Annotated in this window: 9 protein-coding genes; 7 read left to right on the plus strand and 2 right to left on the minus strand. The window is 68.2% G+C overall.

Translation table 11 applies throughout. The features are described from left to right. Positions 1-127: 127 nt before the first annotated feature. The gene (locus tag ACV22W_RS25890) at positions 128-1,963 is read left to right on the plus strand and encodes an autotransporter assembly complex protein TamA (protein WP_448022426.1); all 1,836 of its coding nucleotides are present in this window, start codon (positions 128-130) and stop codon (positions 1,961-1,963) included. Between the two features lie 28 nt (positions 1,964-1,991). Then, positions 1,992-6,047 carry a translocation/assembly module TamB domain-containing protein gene (locus ACV22W_RS25895; RefSeq protein ID WP_448022427.1) on the plus strand — a complete coding sequence of 1,352 codons (4,056 nt, stop codon included), beginning with the start codon at positions 1,992-1,994 and terminating at the stop codon, positions 6,045-6,047. Positions 6,048-6,158: 111 nt separating this feature from the next. On the opposite strand, the gene metG is transcribed toward ACV22W_RS25895, so the two are convergent. Continuing rightward, entirely contained in the window at positions 6,159-8,321 is a 2,163-nt protein-coding gene (gene metG / locus ACV22W_RS25900; protein ID WP_448022428.1) for a methionine--tRNA ligase, read from the minus strand. Between the two features lie 369 nt (positions 8,322-8,690). Further along, the gene (locus tag ACV22W_RS25905; RefSeq protein ID WP_059527561.1) at positions 8,691-9,332 is read right to left on the minus strand and encodes an OmpA family protein; all 642 of its coding nucleotides are present in this window, start codon (positions 9,330-9,332) and stop codon (positions 8,691-8,693) included. A 353-nt stretch (positions 9,333-9,685) separates the two neighbouring features. Between ACV22W_RS25905 and apbC the strand changes: the two genes are divergently transcribed. From apbC to ACV22W_RS25930, 5 genes are all read left to right on the plus strand, one after another. After that, on the plus strand, positions 9,686-10,777 hold the full coding sequence (gene apbC / locus ACV22W_RS25910) for an iron-sulfur cluster carrier protein ApbC (RefSeq protein WP_448022429.1): 1,092 nt from the start codon (positions 9,686-9,688) through the stop codon (positions 10,775-10,777). 133 nt (positions 10,778-10,910) lie between these two features. Beyond that, the gene (gene sodC / locus ACV22W_RS25915; protein WP_448022430.1) at positions 10,911-11,447 is read left to right on the plus strand and encodes a superoxide dismutase [Cu-Zn]; all 537 of its coding nucleotides are present in this window, start codon (positions 10,911-10,913) and stop codon (positions 11,445-11,447) included. 112 nt (positions 11,448-11,559) lie between these two features. Next, the gene (gene dcd, locus ACV22W_RS25920; protein ID WP_006398615.1) at positions 11,560-12,129 is read left to right on the plus strand and encodes a dCTP deaminase; all 570 of its coding nucleotides are present in this window, start codon (positions 11,560-11,562) and stop codon (positions 12,127-12,129) included. Between the two features lie 81 nt (positions 12,130-12,210). Further along, the gene (locus ACV22W_RS25925; protein WP_059527551.1) at positions 12,211-14,490 is read left to right on the plus strand and encodes an arginine/lysine/ornithine decarboxylase; all 2,280 of its coding nucleotides are present in this window, start codon (positions 12,211-12,213) and stop codon (positions 14,488-14,490) included. Then, complete coding sequence (locus tag ACV22W_RS25930) at positions 14,490-15,329, plus strand: lysozyme inhibitor LprI family protein (RefSeq protein WP_448022448.1); 840 nt, start codon at positions 14,490-14,492, stop codon at positions 15,327-15,329. Before ACV22W_RS25925 ends, ACV22W_RS25930 begins: the two co-directional genes overlap by 1 nt. The last annotated feature ends 15 nt before the right edge of the window (positions 15,330-15,344 follow it).

Genomic DNA, 15,344 nt, shown 5'->3' on the forward strand with positions numbered 1-15,344 from the left:
TTCGGCCGGCCCCGCGCGCGTCGCGTTGCGTCCAGGCGTCAAAGCGGCGCCCGTGCGGGCAGCGCCGCCACCCTGTGGTCAAATACGGGGTTTTCCACAAAATCAGCAACCGAGGACGAGGTCATATTTGGCGGGTCAGGTGAACCAGCAGGCACATACGGCGCATGAGGCGAACCCGCGCGCGGCGCGTCACCGCGGTCGTCGCGCACGGCGCGCACGGCGCGGCGCCGGTGCGGCGGCCCGGGCGGCCCTCGCGGGCTGTCTCGCCGCGTGCTTCGTGCTGCCGGCGTATGCGAAGTACGACGTCGAAATCGACTCGCCGCGCGCGATCCGCAAGCTCCTCGAGGCCCATCTCGACATCGCGCGCTTCGCCAAGCGCGACGACATCAGCGACGACCAGTTCGACTTTCTCGTGACCGCCACGCCGCAGCAGGTGCGCGACCTGACCGCGACGGCCGGCTATTTCTCGCCGGTCGTGCGCACCGACGTGCGCACGCGCAACGGCAAGCGCGACGTGCGCGTCGCGGTCGATCCGGGGCCGCAGACCGTCGTGTCGACGGTCGACCTGGCGTTCAAGGGCCCGGTCGAGACCGAGGATCCGAAGCAGGAAGCCGCGACGCGCTTCGCGTTCTCGCTGAAGCCGGGCGACCCGTTCACGCAGTCCGACTGGGACGGCGCGAAGGGCGCGGCGCTCAAGCAGTTGCAGTCGCGCCGCTACCTGGGCGCGAAGATCGCGTCGTCGGAAGCGCGCGTCGATCCGCGCACGCAGCGCGCGACGCTGGCCGTCACGTTCGACAGCGGCCCGACTTTCACGATCGGCAAGGTCGACGTCGACGGCGTGCGCCGCTATCCGGAAAAGATCGTCACGAACGTCAATCCGCTGTCGGAAGGCGAGATCTACGACGTGCGGCGGATCACCGAGCTGCAGCGGCAGCTGCAGAACACGCCGTACTACGCGAGCGTCGCCATCGACGTCGGCGACGATACGGCGAAGCCCGAGCGCACGCCCGTGCACGTGAAGGTCAGCGAGTTTCCGTACAACAACATTCGCGGCGGCGTCGGCTACGCGACCGACACGGGCCCGCATGTGCAGGGCTCCTACACGTATCTCGACACGTTCGGCGCCGCGTGGCCGCTCACCGTGTCGGGCCGGCTCGACCAGATCCAGCAGTACGGCCAGGTCCAGCTGTCGATGCCGCCCGGCGAGAAAGGCTGGACCAACAGCGTGCTTGCGTCGTACACGAACACCAACGTGTCCGACACGCGGATCTACAGCGCGCGGGTCGGCGCGCAGCGCACCCGCACCGGTCAGTTCATCGACTACGCGTACTCGCTGATGTTCTACCAGGACCGGCTCGACCAGAACGGCGCCGGCCCGACCACCAGCCGGGCGCTGGTGCCGCAGTGGGCATGGACGCGCCGCAACGTCGACGATCCGCTGTTCCCGCGCTCGGGCAACCTGATCCACGCGGAGGCCGGCTTCGCGATCAAGGGCGTGCTGACGGACCAGACCTTCATCCGCGGTTACGCGCGCGGCCAGCAGTACGTGCCGATCGGCAAGCGCGACCTGTTCGTGTTCCGCGCGGAGCTCGGCGGCGTGTTCACGAGCGGCGGCTCGACCGGCGTGCCGGCGTCGCTGCTGTTTCGCGCGGGCGGCTCGAATTCGGTGCGCGGCTACGGCTACCAGAGCATCGGCAACAGCGTCGACGGCTCCGTGCTGCCGACCAAGTACCTGATGACGGGCACCGCCGAATACCAGCACTGGTTCAACCGCGACTGGGGCGCCGCGACCTTCTTCGACATCGGCACCGCGACCGATGCGTGGGGCGAGAAGGTGTTCTACCCGGGCGTCGGCATCGGCGCGCGCTGGCGCAGCCCCGTCGGCCCGATCAACGTCGACGTCGCGTACGGACTGCGCAACCACAGCGTGCGCCCGTACCTGACGCTCGGTATCGCTTTCTGACCTTGTTGCACGAGCCACGACGAACCGCATGACGAAGGATCCGAACGACACGCCGCCGCCTCACGATCCGGATTCGCCCGAGCGCGCGCCCGACGCGCGGCCGCGCGCGCCGCGCCGCGTGCGTGCGGGCCGGATCGTCGCGTGGACGCTCGTGACGGTCGCGCTGCTCGCCGGGCTGGCGGCCGGGCTCGTGCTGGCTGCGGCGACGACCGAGCGCGGCACGCGGCTCGCGTGGCAGACGGCCGTGCGCGTGCTGGGCGGCCGGCTGGCGGGCACGCTGGAAGGCGGCGCGCTCGCGACGGGCGTGCGGTTGCGCGGTTTCGCGTGGACGAGCCCCGGCGGCACCGGCACCGAAGTGCGGATCGACCGGCTCGACGGCCGCTGGGCGTTGACCCGCGCGCCGTGGCGGCTGTCCGTCGATTACCTTCGCGCGGGCACGATCGACGTGCGGATCGCGCCGGGGCCGTCGACGCCGAGCACGACGCCGCAAGACTTGAGCCTGCCGCTGCAGTTGCGGATCGACGACCTGCGCGTCGATCACCTGGCGATTCACGAAGGCGGGTCGACGACGCAGCTCGACCATCTCGCGCTGAACGGTCGCAGCGACGGCCGTCACCATGAACTTGCGCTCGACGGCGTCGACACGCCGTACGGCGCGCTGACCGCACGCGCGAAGCTCGACGGCGTGAGGCCGTTCGCGCTGACGGGCAACGCGACATACGTGGGCAAGCTCGCGAACGAACCGGTCAACGCGAGCGCGAACGTATCGGGGTCGCTCGAAGCGCTCGTCGCCGACGTCACCGCGAGCGGGATGAAGTTGAATGGGCGCGCGCACGTCGAGGCTGCGCCGTTCGGCGCTGTGCCGCTCACGCGCGCGTCGCTCGCGTTCGATCACGTGAACCCGCAGGCGCTCGCGCCGGGCGCGCCGGCCGCCGATCTCGCGGTGCGCGCGGAGCTGGCGCCCGTGACCGCGCCGGCCGGCGCCGCACCGGCGAAGGGCTTTGCCGTGACCGGCCCGGTGTCGATCGTCAACGCGAAGCCCGGCACGCTCGGCGAGCACCTGCTGCCCGTCGTCGACGCACATGCGACCATCAATCTCGACGCACACGCGCAGCGGATCGACGGCCTCGCGCTGAAACTGATCCGCGACGGCAGCGTGACCGGCAACGGCGCGCTGACCGGCGGCAAGGGCCGCTTCGACCTGAAGGTCGCGAACCTCGACCTCAATGCATTCGTCGCCGAATTGCGGCCGATGCGCCTGGGCGGCCCGCTCGGCGTGACGCTCGCGGGCGACGTGACGACCGTCGACTTCAACCTGAACGATCCGAAGCTCGCGCTCGGCGCACGCGCGAAGGTCGCGCTGACGCAGCAGCAGACGGTGCTGACCGATGCGCGCGTGACGGCGGGCAAGGGCCGTATCGACCTGACCGGCGTGTTCCGTCACGACGCGCATTCGAGCTACGACGCGAAGGCGACGCTGACCGCGTTCGATCCGCTGCTGCTCGCCGCGATGCGCGCGCCGGGCACGGGCGGCGGCAAGCCGGCCGCCAAAACGGCGAAGGCGACAGCGAAGGCCCCGGCCCGGCGCGGCGAGACGCGCGTATCGGGCACGCTGACGGCCTCCGGCGCGTTCGCGCCGCAGGTGTCGACGAAGGCGACCTTCAAGCTCGGCGACAGCCTCTACGACGGCGTGCCGCTGACCGGCGCGGGCGTCGTGCAGCTCGTCGGCGCGCGGATCCTGCCGAGCAACGCGAACCTGTCGATCGCGGGCAACCACGTCGATCTGCGCGGCAGTTTCGGCGCGCCGGGCGACCGGCTGCGCTTCGTCGTCGACGCGCCCGAGCTCGACCGGCTCGGCTTCGGCGTGCAGGGGCTCGTGCAGGCGCAGGGCGAGCTGACCGGCAGCTTCGCGCATCCGAACGTGACGGGCACCTACAAGGCCCAGCACGTCGTGGTCGGCTCGAACCGGATCGGTGCGGCGCAGGGGCGCGCCGATATCCGCGACGGCGCGCACGGTGCGCTCGTGTTCACGGCCGACGCGACCGACATCGCGCTCGGCTCGCTGCAATTGAAATCGCTGCGCGCGAACCTCGACGGCACGCGCGCGAAGCACACGCTCGACGCGTCGGCGCTCGGGACCGCCGGCGGCCGCGTGATCGACCTGACGCTCGCGGCGAACGGCGGGGTGGTCGAGAATCGCGACGGGATGCGCTGGGACGGCACCGTTACGCGCCTCGCGAACCGCGGCACGCCGTCGGTGGCGCTGCAGGCGCCGCTTGCCGTGTCGGCCGGCGCCGGCCGCGTGACGCTCGGCGCGACGCGGCTCACGCTCGAAGGCGCGGCGATCGACTTGAAGTCGTTCGTGTTCGATCACGGGCAGATGCGCTCGGCCGGCGCCGTGCGCGGTGCGTCGGTCGCGCGCTTCCTCGAGATCCGCCAGGAGCTGACGGGCCAGCGGCCGCCGGTGCGCACCGACGTCGTGCTCGATGCCGACTGGGATTTCTCGCTCGGCGCGAACGCGACGGGCTACGTGCAGTTGAAGCGGCGCGGTGGCGACGTGACGATCGAGACCGGGCGCGGCATCGCGTCGCTCGGGCTGACCGACCTGTCCGCGCGCGCGAGCTTTGCACCCGGCAACCGGCTCAACGTGGTGGCGCTTGCAAAGGCGAACCGGGTCGGCACGCTCGACGCGAACGTCACCGTGCCGTTCGCGCTGCGCGACGGGGTGTTCGGCGTCGTCGACGACGGCCCGCTGTCGGGCCGCATCGACGCCGACATCCCGTCGCTGAAGTCGACCGGCAACCTGTTCGGGCCGAGCTACCTGCTCGGCGGGCGCGCGGCACTGAAGCTGACGATCGCGGGCACGCCGGTGAAGCCGAACGTGTCGGGCATGCTGACGGGCGACGATCTGTCCGCGACGCTCGTCGACCAGGGCGTGCAGTTGAAGGACGGCATCGTGCGCGTGAAGCTCGCGGAGAACCTCGTCGAATTCCAGCAGGTCGAGTTCCACGGCGGCGACGGCACGCTGCGCGCGATCGGCCGCGTGCGTCTCGACGGCGAGGCGCCGGACCTGACCGCGAGCATCGTCGCGGACAAGCTCGAGCTGTTCGCGGCGCCGGACCGCAAGCTGTCGCTGTCGGGCAAGGCGACCGTCGCGAACGACGGGCCGCGCGGCGCGCTGTCGATCGACGGAAAGTTCGTCGTCGACCGTGCGTTGTTCGACCTGCCGGAGGACGCGGCGCCGCACTTGTCCGACGATGTCGTCGTGGTGCGGCCGGACGGTACCGTGCGCGGCGAGACGCCGACCGGCACGGCGGTCGCGAAGCCGCAGAAGGTCGAGGACAAGCCGGCGCCGTCGCTCGCGCCGCGCGCGAACATCGACATCGGCCTCGGCAACAACTTCCGCTTCAAGGGGCACGGCGCGGATCTGGGGCTGCGCGGCACGATCACCGTGATGAGCGCGCCGGGCGTGCCGCTGCGCGCGGTCGGCAACGTGCGCGTGACGGAAGGGTCGACGTATACGTCGTTCGGCCGCAAGCTCGCGGTCGAGAACGGCTTCTTCACGTTCAACGGCCCCGTGTCGAATCCGGGCGTGAACATCCTCGCGATGCGGCGCAACCAGGAGGTCGAGGCCGGGGTGCAGGTCACCGGCACGATTCAGTCGCCGACGGTCAAGCTCGTGTCCGAGCCGAACGTCACGGACAACGAAAAGCTGTCGTGGCTGCTGTTCGGGCACGGCACCGACCAGGGCAACAACGTCGGCCAGCAGAACGCGATGACCGCGGCGCTCGGGCTGCTTGGCAGCGCGACCGGCAGGCGCGTCGCGCAGAGCATCGGTCTCGACGAGTTCTCGATTGGCCGCAGCGACGTCGGCCTCACCGATGCACAGGTCGTGCAGATCTCGAAGGCGATCAACGAGCGCTTCGTGCTCGGTTACGAGCAAGGGCTGCAATCGGCGAGCAACGCGTTCAAGGCGACGATCAACCTGACGCGCTTCTGGTCGGTGTCCGCGTATGGCGGCACGTTCCAGGGCGTCGACCTGAACTACACGCGGCGCTTCGATCGCTGGTTCAGCCGGCGGTGACGATGCCGCACGCCGGTCGCACCGCCGTCGCGCGGTCCCCGCTACGAACATAAAAAAAGCCCCGCACGCATGGGTGCGGAGCTTTCTCGTGCAAGCGGTCGTGCGTGCGGCTTACTTCACGCGCATGCCGGGCTTCGCGCCGCTGTGCGGCTCGAGGATGTAGAGGCCCGGCTCGGCCTTCTCGTCGGCAGCCGACGCGGCGAGTACCATCCCTTCCGACAGCCCGAACTTCATCTTGCGCGGCGCGAGGTTCGCGACCATCACCGTCAGCTTGCCGACGAGCTGTTCGGGCTGGTACGCGGACTTGATGCCCGAGAACACGTTGCGGGTCTTTTCCTCGCCGACGTCGAGCGTGAGCTGCAGCAGCTTGTCCGAGCCTTCGACGGCCTGGCACGCGACGATCTTCGCGATGCGCAGGTCGACCTTCGCGAAATCGTCGATCGAGATCGGACCGTCGTCGGCACCGTTCGCGGCGGCCGCCTTCGCGTTCGCCTTGGCGTTCTTGCCTTCCTTCGCGGCGCTGGCGGTGGCCGCACCCGCGGCAGCGGCGCCGGTGGCCTCGGCCTGCAGCGAATCGCGGTTCGCGGCGAGCAGTGCGTCGATCTGCTTCGAATCGACCCGCGTCATCAGGTGCTGGTACGCCTTGATCGGCTGCGTGGACGACAGCGGCTTCGCGGCATCGGCCCACGTGAGCGGCGCGATCCCGAAGAAGGCCTCGACGGCTTCCGCCACGCGCGGCATCACCGGCTTCAGCGCGAGCGACAGCAGACGGAACGCCTCGAGGCTCACGCTGCAGGTTTCGTGGAGGGCGACCGCATTGGCCGGATCCTTCGCGAGCTCCCACGGCTTCGCGCCGTCGACATACGCGTTCACTTCGTCGGCGAGTTCCATCGTCTGGCGCAGCGCGCGGCTGTATTCGCGCGCTTCGTAGTGCGCGGCGATCGCGGGAATCGCATCGCGCAGCTTCGCGACGAGCGGATGGTTCATCGCGCTGTCCTGCACGCGGCCGTCGAAGCGCTTGAGCAGGAAGCCGGCCGCGCGGCTCGCGATGTTCACGTACTTGCCGACGAGATCGCTGTTCACGCGCGCCTGGAAGTCGTCGAGGTTCAGGTCGATGTCTTCCATCGTTGCGTTCAGCTTAGCGGCGAAGTAGTAGCGCAGCCATTCCGGGTTCAGGCCGGTGTCGATGTAGCTCTGCGCGGTGATGAACGTGCCGCGCGACTTCGACATCTTCGCGCCGTCGACCGTCAGGAAGCCGTGCGCGAACACGTTGGTCGGCGTGCGATGGCCCGAGAACTCGAGCATCGCCGGCCAGAACAGCGTGTGGAAATACAGGATGTCCTTGCCGATGAAGTGGTACTGCTCGGCGGTCGAGCCCGACCGGATCCACGCGTCGAAGTCGATGCCCTTGCGGTCGCACAGGTTCTTGAAGCTCGCGTAATAACCGACCGGCGCGTCGAGCCACACATAGAAGTACTTGCCGGGCGCGCCCGGGATCTCGAAGCCGAAGTACGGTGCGTCGCGCGAGATGTCCCAGTCGGCGAGCTTCGCTTCACCGGCGTCGCCGAGCCATTCGCGCATCTTGTTCGTAGCTTCCGGTTGCGCGAGGCCGCTGACCCATTCGCGCAGGAACGACTCGCAGCGCGGGTCCGACAGGCGGAAGAAGTAGTGCGTCGACGTCTTGCGCACCGGCGTCGCACCGGACACGACCGAATACGGGTTCAGCAGTTCGGTCGGCAGGTAGGTCGAACCGCACACTTCGCAGTTGTCGCCGTACTGGTCCTTCGCGTGGCACTTCGGGCATTCGCCCTTGATGAAGCGGTCCGGAAGGAACATTTCCTTGACCGGATCGTACGCCTGCTCGATCTCGCGCTCGGCGATCAGGTCGTTGTCCTTCAGCGCGAGGTAGATCTTCTCGCTCAGCACGCGGTTCTCTTCCGAGTCGGTCGAGTAGAAGTTGTCGAACGACACGCCGAAGCTGTCGAAATCGCGCTTGTGCTCGGTCCACACGCGGTCGATCAGCTGCTTCGGCGTGAGGCCTTCCTTCTCCGCGCGCAGCATGACCGGCGTGCCGTGCGTGTCGTCGGCGCCGATGTAGTAGACCTCATGGCCGTGCATTCGCAGCGTCCGCACCCAGATGTCGGTCTGGATGTACTCGACCAGATGGCCGATATGAATCTGGCCGTTGGCGTAGGGCAGTGCGGACGTAACGAGGATCTGGCGGCTGCCTTGCGGCGCCGCGGCCTGCACGGAAGTGAGGTCGGATGCGGACATAGGGTCTGTAGAAGAACGGCGGGAAACGACGGAAACTGCGATTCTAGCAGGGGCGCGGGCAGGTCAGCCGGCGCGGGCGCCATGGACTGGGCGCCGGAGGGGGCGGGGCCGCCGTGACGGCGTGCCCGGCGGCGTGATGCTGCGGCGCAGCACGTAAATTCCGGGCAAAAAAAACCGGGGCGGATACGGCCCCGGAGCAACAACGACAAGAGGAGAATGGTGACGCGCCGGCTGCGCCAGCCGCGTACCGTAAAGACAGACCGCGGGCCGAGACAGAAGTTCGAAATTTTTTTCGATTTGTTACGGGCCCCGCTGGGAGCCTTGTGCGGCGGGGGCGCGCGCCCCCGTTTCCTCCTCTCGCGGCGATGCTTACTGCTGTGCTGCGCGCAGGTAGATCTCGACGCGGCGGTTTTGCGCACGGCCGGCTTCGGTCGCGTTGTCCGCGATCGGGTTCGACGGGCCCATGCCTTGTGCCGACAGGCGGCCGCCGGCGACGCCGCGCTGCACCAGCGCGTTCACGACGCTCTGCGCACGGTTCTGCGACAGCGTCTGGTTCAGCTGTGCCGAGCCCGTGCTGTCCGTGTAGCCGACGATCGATGCCGTCACTTGCGGGTTCTGGTTCAGCGTCGTCGCCAGGTCGTTCAGCAGCGGCGTGAAGGCCGGCGTGATCGCGTACTGGTTCGTCGCGAACGTCACCGAGCTCGGCACGTTCAGCTTCAGCGAGCCGTCCGGCTGCTCGGTCACCTGCGTGCCCGTCTTGGCTGCCGACGGCGCGAGCTTGTTCTTGATCGCTTGCCAGTTGTAGCCCGTCACGCCGCCGACCAGTGCGCCGACGCCCGCGCCGATCGCCGCGCCCTTGCCGCCACCGGCCAGTGCGCCGATACCCGCGCCCAGCGCCGCACCCGTGCCGGTGCCGACGGCCGTATTGTTGCCTTGCTGCGTGGCGCAGCCTGCCAGCAGCGCGCCGGCGAGTGCGAAGACGGACAGGCGAGTCGCGATTTTCATGTTCATCTTGGATTCCTCTCTTGGTTGAACGAGTCGACAACGACGACAAACAACAGTTACGGCTCCCTGCGCGGACGCCCGAAAAAGGAAGGGCGGGCCCGCGCTCGCGGCAGCCGCCGAGGCGGCCGCATGCCCTGTTCGCCAGCGGGGCTGTTCCGGACAGGGCGACGCATCAGCCTCTACAATATAGGCGGTTGTTGGCCGATTTGGCCCCATAGCATGCCGCACGCGAAGATTGCTCCGACGCGCGCGTTCGCGCAATGGCGTGCAACAGATTCTTTCACTTTTCCCGATTTTCGCAGCGTTATTTGATATTTTTTGACGTTTGCGCGAGAGAAAAACGTTTTCACGGAGTTTCGATGAGCATTGACCGGGCACAAGTCGACGCCGCATTGGCGGCTGTCGTCGACCCCAATACCGGCCGTCCGTACGCGGCGAACAAGGGCGTGCGCAATGTCGCGATCGACGGCGACGCCGTGGCGGTCGACGTGGTGCTCGGCTATCCCGCGCGCAGCCAGTACGGCGACGTGCGCGCGCGCATTGAAGACGCGCTGAAAGCCGTGCCGGGTGTGCGCGACGCACGCGTCGCCGTGTCGCAGGAGATCGTCGCGCACACGGTGCAGCGCGGCGTGAAGCTGCTGCCGAACGTGAAGAACATCGTCGCGGTCGCATCGGGCAAGGGCGGCGTGGGCAAGAGCACGACGGCCGTGAACCTGGCGCTCGCGCTCGCCGCGGAAGGCGCGTCGGTCGGCATTCTCGACGCCGACATCTATGGTCCGTCGCTGCCGACCATGCTTGGCATTCACGGCCAGCGCCCCGAGTCGCCGGACAACCAGTCGATGAATCCGCTGGTCGGCCATGGGCTGCAAGCGAATTCGATCGGTTTCCTGATCGAGGAAGACAATCCGATGGTGTGGCGCGGCCCGATGGCGACGTCAGCGCTCGAGCAGCTGCTGCGCCAGACCAACTGGCGCGAGCTCGACTACCTGATCGTCGACATGCCGCCGGGCACGGGCGACATCCAGCTCACGCTCGCGCAGCGTGTGCCGGTGACGGGCGCCGTGATCGTGACGACGCCGCAGGACATCGCGCTGCTCGACGCGAAGAAGGGGCTGAAGATGTTCGAGAAGGTCGGGATTCCGATCCTCGGCATCGTCGAGAACATGAGCATCCACGTCTGCTCGAACTGCGGCCACGAGGAGCACATCTTCGGCGCCGGCGGGGCGGACCGGATGGCGAAGGATTACGGCGTGAACGTGCTCGGCAGCCTGCCGCTCGACATCGCGATCCGCGAGCGCGCCGACAGCGGCACGCCGACGGTCGTGGCCGAGCCGGACGGCGCGCTGGCGCGGCGTTACCGCGACATCGCGCGCGGGGTCGCGCTGGCGATCGCCGAGCGCGCGCGCGACATGACATCGAAGTTCCCGTCGATCGTTGTTCAAAATACGTAAAACCCTTGCGGGGCGGGGCCTCACGCTGTATACGGCGCCGCGAGGCGCGGTATCATGGCGACTTTTCCCGGGTCCCTTTACCCGCCCGGTATGGCCGCCGTGTCGAACGGCCGCCAGCCGGCATGAGGATCGAATGAACCAACGACATCACGGCGTGCACGCCGGCCGCGCGCGGCGCGCGCTGCTGGCCGCCGCCGCGCTGGGCCTGCTGGCCGGCTGTACCTCTTTTTCCTCGTCGCACGAAAAGCGCGCCGATGCGCAACTGCAGCCGTCCGTCGGCTCGCAGGCACGCGGCGCGGTGACGTTCGTCGAACGCCCTGACGGCGTCCAGGTCACATACAACCTGGCCGGCCTGCCGCCGAACAGCGATCACGCGCTGCAGGTGCACGAGCGCGGCGACTGCAATGCGGGCGACGGCTCGAGCGCCGGCCAGGTGTTCGCGCCGGCCGCCGACCGGTTGCGCGCGGGCGCGCGCGTCGCCGGCGATCTCGGCAACATCCATGCGGATGCGAACGGCGTCGCGGCCGGTTTCATCGTCGCACCCGATCTGGCCCTCGACGGCGTGCGCTCTGCGCTGAATCGCGCGGCGCTGGTGCACCGCGACCCGAGCGACCCGGCGTTTCCGCAGCATGGAGCGGGCCCCGCGCTCGCTTGCGGCGTGATCCGTTGACGGCCGCCGCGTGCGCACGCCGATGATCGCGTAAAATGTCCGCCTTCCCCGGCCGCCGCCTTGAACCGGCGGCCGTCGTTTACCGTCACGCAGCGTTTCCTGGCGCCCCGTTATGAGCATCAAGTCCGACAAGTGGATTCGGCGCATGGCCGAAGAGCACAAGATGATCGAGCCGTTCGTGCCCGATCAGGTTCGCGCGTCCGAGGACGGTCGCAGGATCGTCAGCTACGGCACGTCGAGCTACGGCTACGACATCCGCTGCGCGGACGAATTCAAGATCTTCACGAACATCAACTCGACGATCGTCGATCCGAAGAACTTCGACGAGGGTTCGTTTGTCGATTTCAAGGGCGACGTGTGCATCATCCCGCCGAACTCGTTCGCGCTGGCCCGCACCGTCGAATATTTCCGCATCCCGCGCACCGTGCTCACCGTCTGCCTCGGCAAGTCGACGTACGCGCGCTGCGGGATCATCGTCAACGTGACGCCGTTCGAACCCGAGTGGGAAGGCTACGTCACGCTGGAATTCTCGAATACCACGCCGCTGCCCGCGAAGATCTACGCGAACGAAGGTGTCGCGCAGGTGCTGTTCTTCGAAAGCGACGAAGTGTGCGACGTGTCGTACGCCGATCGCGGCGGCAAGTATCAGGGTCAGCGCGGTGTCACGCTGCCGAAAACCTGATCTGGTTGCATAACGTCTCACCAGTTTCCGGGTGACCGCTGCGCGTGACGCGCCGCGGTCGTTCTTTTTGGAGAATCGCCCATGAAGTTTCGTTTCCCCGTCGTCATCATCGACGAAGATTTCCGCTCCGAGAACATCTCGGGCTCCGGCATCCGGGCGTTGGCCGAAGCGATCGAGAAGGAGGGCGTCGAAGTCCTCGGCCTCACGAGCTACGGCGATCTGACGTCGTTCGCGCAGCAGTCGAGCCGCGCGTCGTGCTTCATCCTGTCGATCGACGACGACGAACTCATGCTCGGCGAAACGGGCCCGGACGGCGAGCTGCCCGAACTCGCGACCGCGATCATCGAGCTGCGCGCGTTCGTCACCGAAGTGCGCCGCCGCAACGCGGACATCCCGATCTTCCTGTACGGCGAAACGCGCACGTCGCGCCACTTGCCGAACGACATACTGCGCGAACTGCACGGCTTCATCCACATGTTCGAGGACACGCCGGAGTTCGTCGCGCGCCACATCATCCGCGAGGCGAAGGTCTATCTCGACTCGCTCGCGCCGCCGTTCTTCAAGGAGCTGGTGAAGTACGCGGACGAAGGTTCGTATTCGTGGCACTGCCCGGGCCACTCGGGCGGCGTCGCGTTCCTGAAGAACCCGCTCGGCCAGATGTTCCACCAGTTCTTCGGCGAGAACATGCTGCGCGCCGACGTCTGCAACGCGGTCGACGAACTCGGCCAGCTGCTCGATCACACGGGCCCGGTCGCGGCGTCCGAGCGCAACGCGGCGCGCATCTTCAGCGCGGACCACCTGTTCTTCGTGACCAACGGCACGTCGACGTCGAACAAGATCGTCTGGCATGCGACGGTGGCGCCGGGCGACATCGTGCTGGTCGACCGCAACTGCCACAAGTCGATCCTGCACGCGATCACGATGACGGGCGCGATTCCGGTGTTCCTCACGCCGACGCGCAATCACTTCGGCATCATCGGGCCGATCCCGCGCGATGAATTCAAGCCGGAGAACATCCGCAAGAAGATCGAGGCGAACCCGTTCGCGCGCGAGGCGCTGCGCGAGAACCCGGACATGAAGCCGCGGATCCTGACGATCACGCAGAGCACGTACGACGGCGTCGTCTACAACGTCGAGATGATCAAGGACCTGCTCGGCGACCTGCTCGACACGCTGCACTTCGACGAAGCGTGGCTGCCGCATGCGACCTTCCACGATTTCTACCGCGACATGCACGCGATCGGCGACGGCCGTCCGCGCACGGGCGCGCTCGTGTTCGCGACGCACTCGACGCACAAGCTGCTCGCGGGCATCTCGCAGGCGTCGCAGATCGTCGTGCAGGATTCGGAGAACCGCACGTTCGACAAGCACCGCTTCAACGAGGCGTACCTGATGCACACGTCGACGAGCCCGCAGTACGCGATCATCGCGTCGTGCGACGTCGCGGCCGCGATGATGGAGCCGCCGGGCGGCACCGCGCTCGTCGAGGAATCGATCGCCGAGGCGATCGACTTCCGCCGCGCGATGCGCAAGGTCGACGCCGAATACGGCGACGACTGGTTCTTCAGCGTGTGGGGCCCGGACGACCTGTCGGAAGAAGGCATCGGCTCGCGCGAGGACTGGATGCTGAAGCCGAACGACCACTGGCACGGCTTCGGCCCGCTGGCGGAAGGCTTCAACATGCTCGACCCGATCAAGGCGACGATCATCACGCCGGGGCTCGACGTCGACGGCGAGTTCGGCGAGACGGGCATTCCGGCCGCGATCGTCACGAAGTACCTGGCGGAGCACGGGATCATCGTCGAGAAGACGGGCCTGTACTCGTTCTTCATCATGTTCACGATCGGCATCACGAAGGGCCGCTGGAACTCGATGGTCACCGAACTGCAGCAGTTCAAGGACGACTACGACAACAACCAGCCGCTGTGGCGCGTGCTGCCGGAATTCGTCGCGCAGCATCCGCGCTACGAGCGCGTCGGCCTGCGCGACCTGTGCACGCAGATCCACGACGTGTACCGCGCGAACGACATCGCGCGCCTGACGACGGAAATGTACCTGTCGGACATGGAGCCGGCGATGAAGCCGTCGGACGCGTTCGCGAAGCTCGCGCACCGCAAGATCGACCGTGTGCCGCTCGACGAGCTCGAAGGCCGCGTGACGAGCATCCTGCTCACGCCGTACCCGCCGGGCATTCCGCTGCTGATTCCGGGCGAGCGCTTCAACAAGACGATCGTGAACTACCTGCGGTTCGCGCGCGACTTCAACGAGCGCTTCCCGGGCTTCCACACCGACATCCACGGCCTCGTCGCGGAAGAGGTGAACGGGCGCGTCGAGTACTTCGTCGATTGCGTGCGCGACTGATGGCGGCGCAAGGACGAATCCGGACGATGCGCGCGGCGCTGGCCGCGCTCGTCGTTTGGGCAGGCTGGTCGGCAGGGCCGGCAGGGCTGAACGTCGCGCATGCTGAAGTGGCGGCGGCCGACCCGATCGACGTCGCGATGCGGCAGTGTCTCGCGCGGCGCGACCGGTCGTCGACGGCCGGCCAGATCCAGTGCATGGGCGAAGCGCAGCAGCAGTGGCAGGCGGTGATGGACGGCGCGTACCAGCGCCTGTCGAACGACGCGCCGGCCGACGCGAAGCGAGGCTGGCAGGACAGCCAGCGCCGCTGGGTCACGTGGCGCAAGGATGAAGTTCATCTGCTGAAGGCGGTGTACGACACGACGCGCGGGACCGCTTACGCGATGTCGAGCGCCGACATGCAGTTGCAGCCCGTGCGCGATCGCGCATTGGCGCTGCGCGCGGCGGCCGACCGCTATGCGCCGCCTGCCACCGTGCCGGTCGCGGCCACGAGCGGTGCGCAAGGCGACACCCAGGGCGGGGCGGGCGCGGCGCCGGGCACTGCGGTGGCGGCCACCGGCAAGTCGGCGAACGCGCCGCGCGACCCGGCGATACGCCGCGTGCGGCCGTGCGTGCAGGATGCCGCGTGCGAGCACGCGCTGTTCGATTTGAACCGCTATTACCAGAAGCTGCGTCGCAAGATGCCCGCGCATTCGGCCGCGACGCTCGTGCGCGCGCAACGCGCGTGGGTCGCGTTCAGCGATGCGACGGCGCCGCTCGTCGGCGAGGACGGACGCGTCGACCTGATCGGCGCGCGCATCGCGACGATGAAGCGCCTGTCGGAAACGGCCGGCAACAACTGACGTCCCGCGCGCGGC

It is taken from the genome of Burkholderia sp. AW49-1 (genome assembly GCF_053427845.1).

Excerpts from the sequence above, each read along its gene's own strand:
- sodC (WP_448022430.1), top strand. The coding sequence starts at position 10,911 with ATGAACCAACGACATCACGGCGTGCACGCCGGCCGCGCGCGGCGCGCG.
- dcd (WP_006398615.1), top strand. The coding sequence starts at position 11,560 with ATGAGCATCAAGTCCGACAAGTGGATTCGGCGCATGGCCGAAGAGCAC.
- apbC (WP_448022429.1), top strand. The coding sequence starts at position 9,686 with ATGAGCATTGACCGGGCACAAGTCGACGCCGCATTGGCGGCTGTCGTC.
- ACV22W_RS25930 (WP_448022448.1), top strand. The coding sequence starts at position 14,490 with ATGGCGGCGCAAGGACGAATCCGGACGATGCGCGCGGCGCTGGCCGCG.
- ACV22W_RS25895 (WP_448022427.1), top strand. The coding sequence starts at position 1,992 with ATGACGAAGGATCCGAACGACACGCCGCCGCCTCACGATCCGGATTCG.
- metG (WP_448022428.1), bottom strand. The coding sequence starts at position 8,321 with ATGTCCGCATCCGACCTCACTTCCGTGCAGGCCGCGGCGCCGCAAGGC.
- ACV22W_RS25905 (WP_059527561.1), bottom strand. The coding sequence starts at position 9,332 with ATGAACATGAAAATCGCGACTCGCCTGTCCGTCTTCGCACTCGCCGGC.
- ACV22W_RS25925 (WP_059527551.1), top strand. The coding sequence starts at position 12,211 with ATGAAGTTTCGTTTCCCCGTCGTCATCATCGACGAAGATTTCCGCTCC.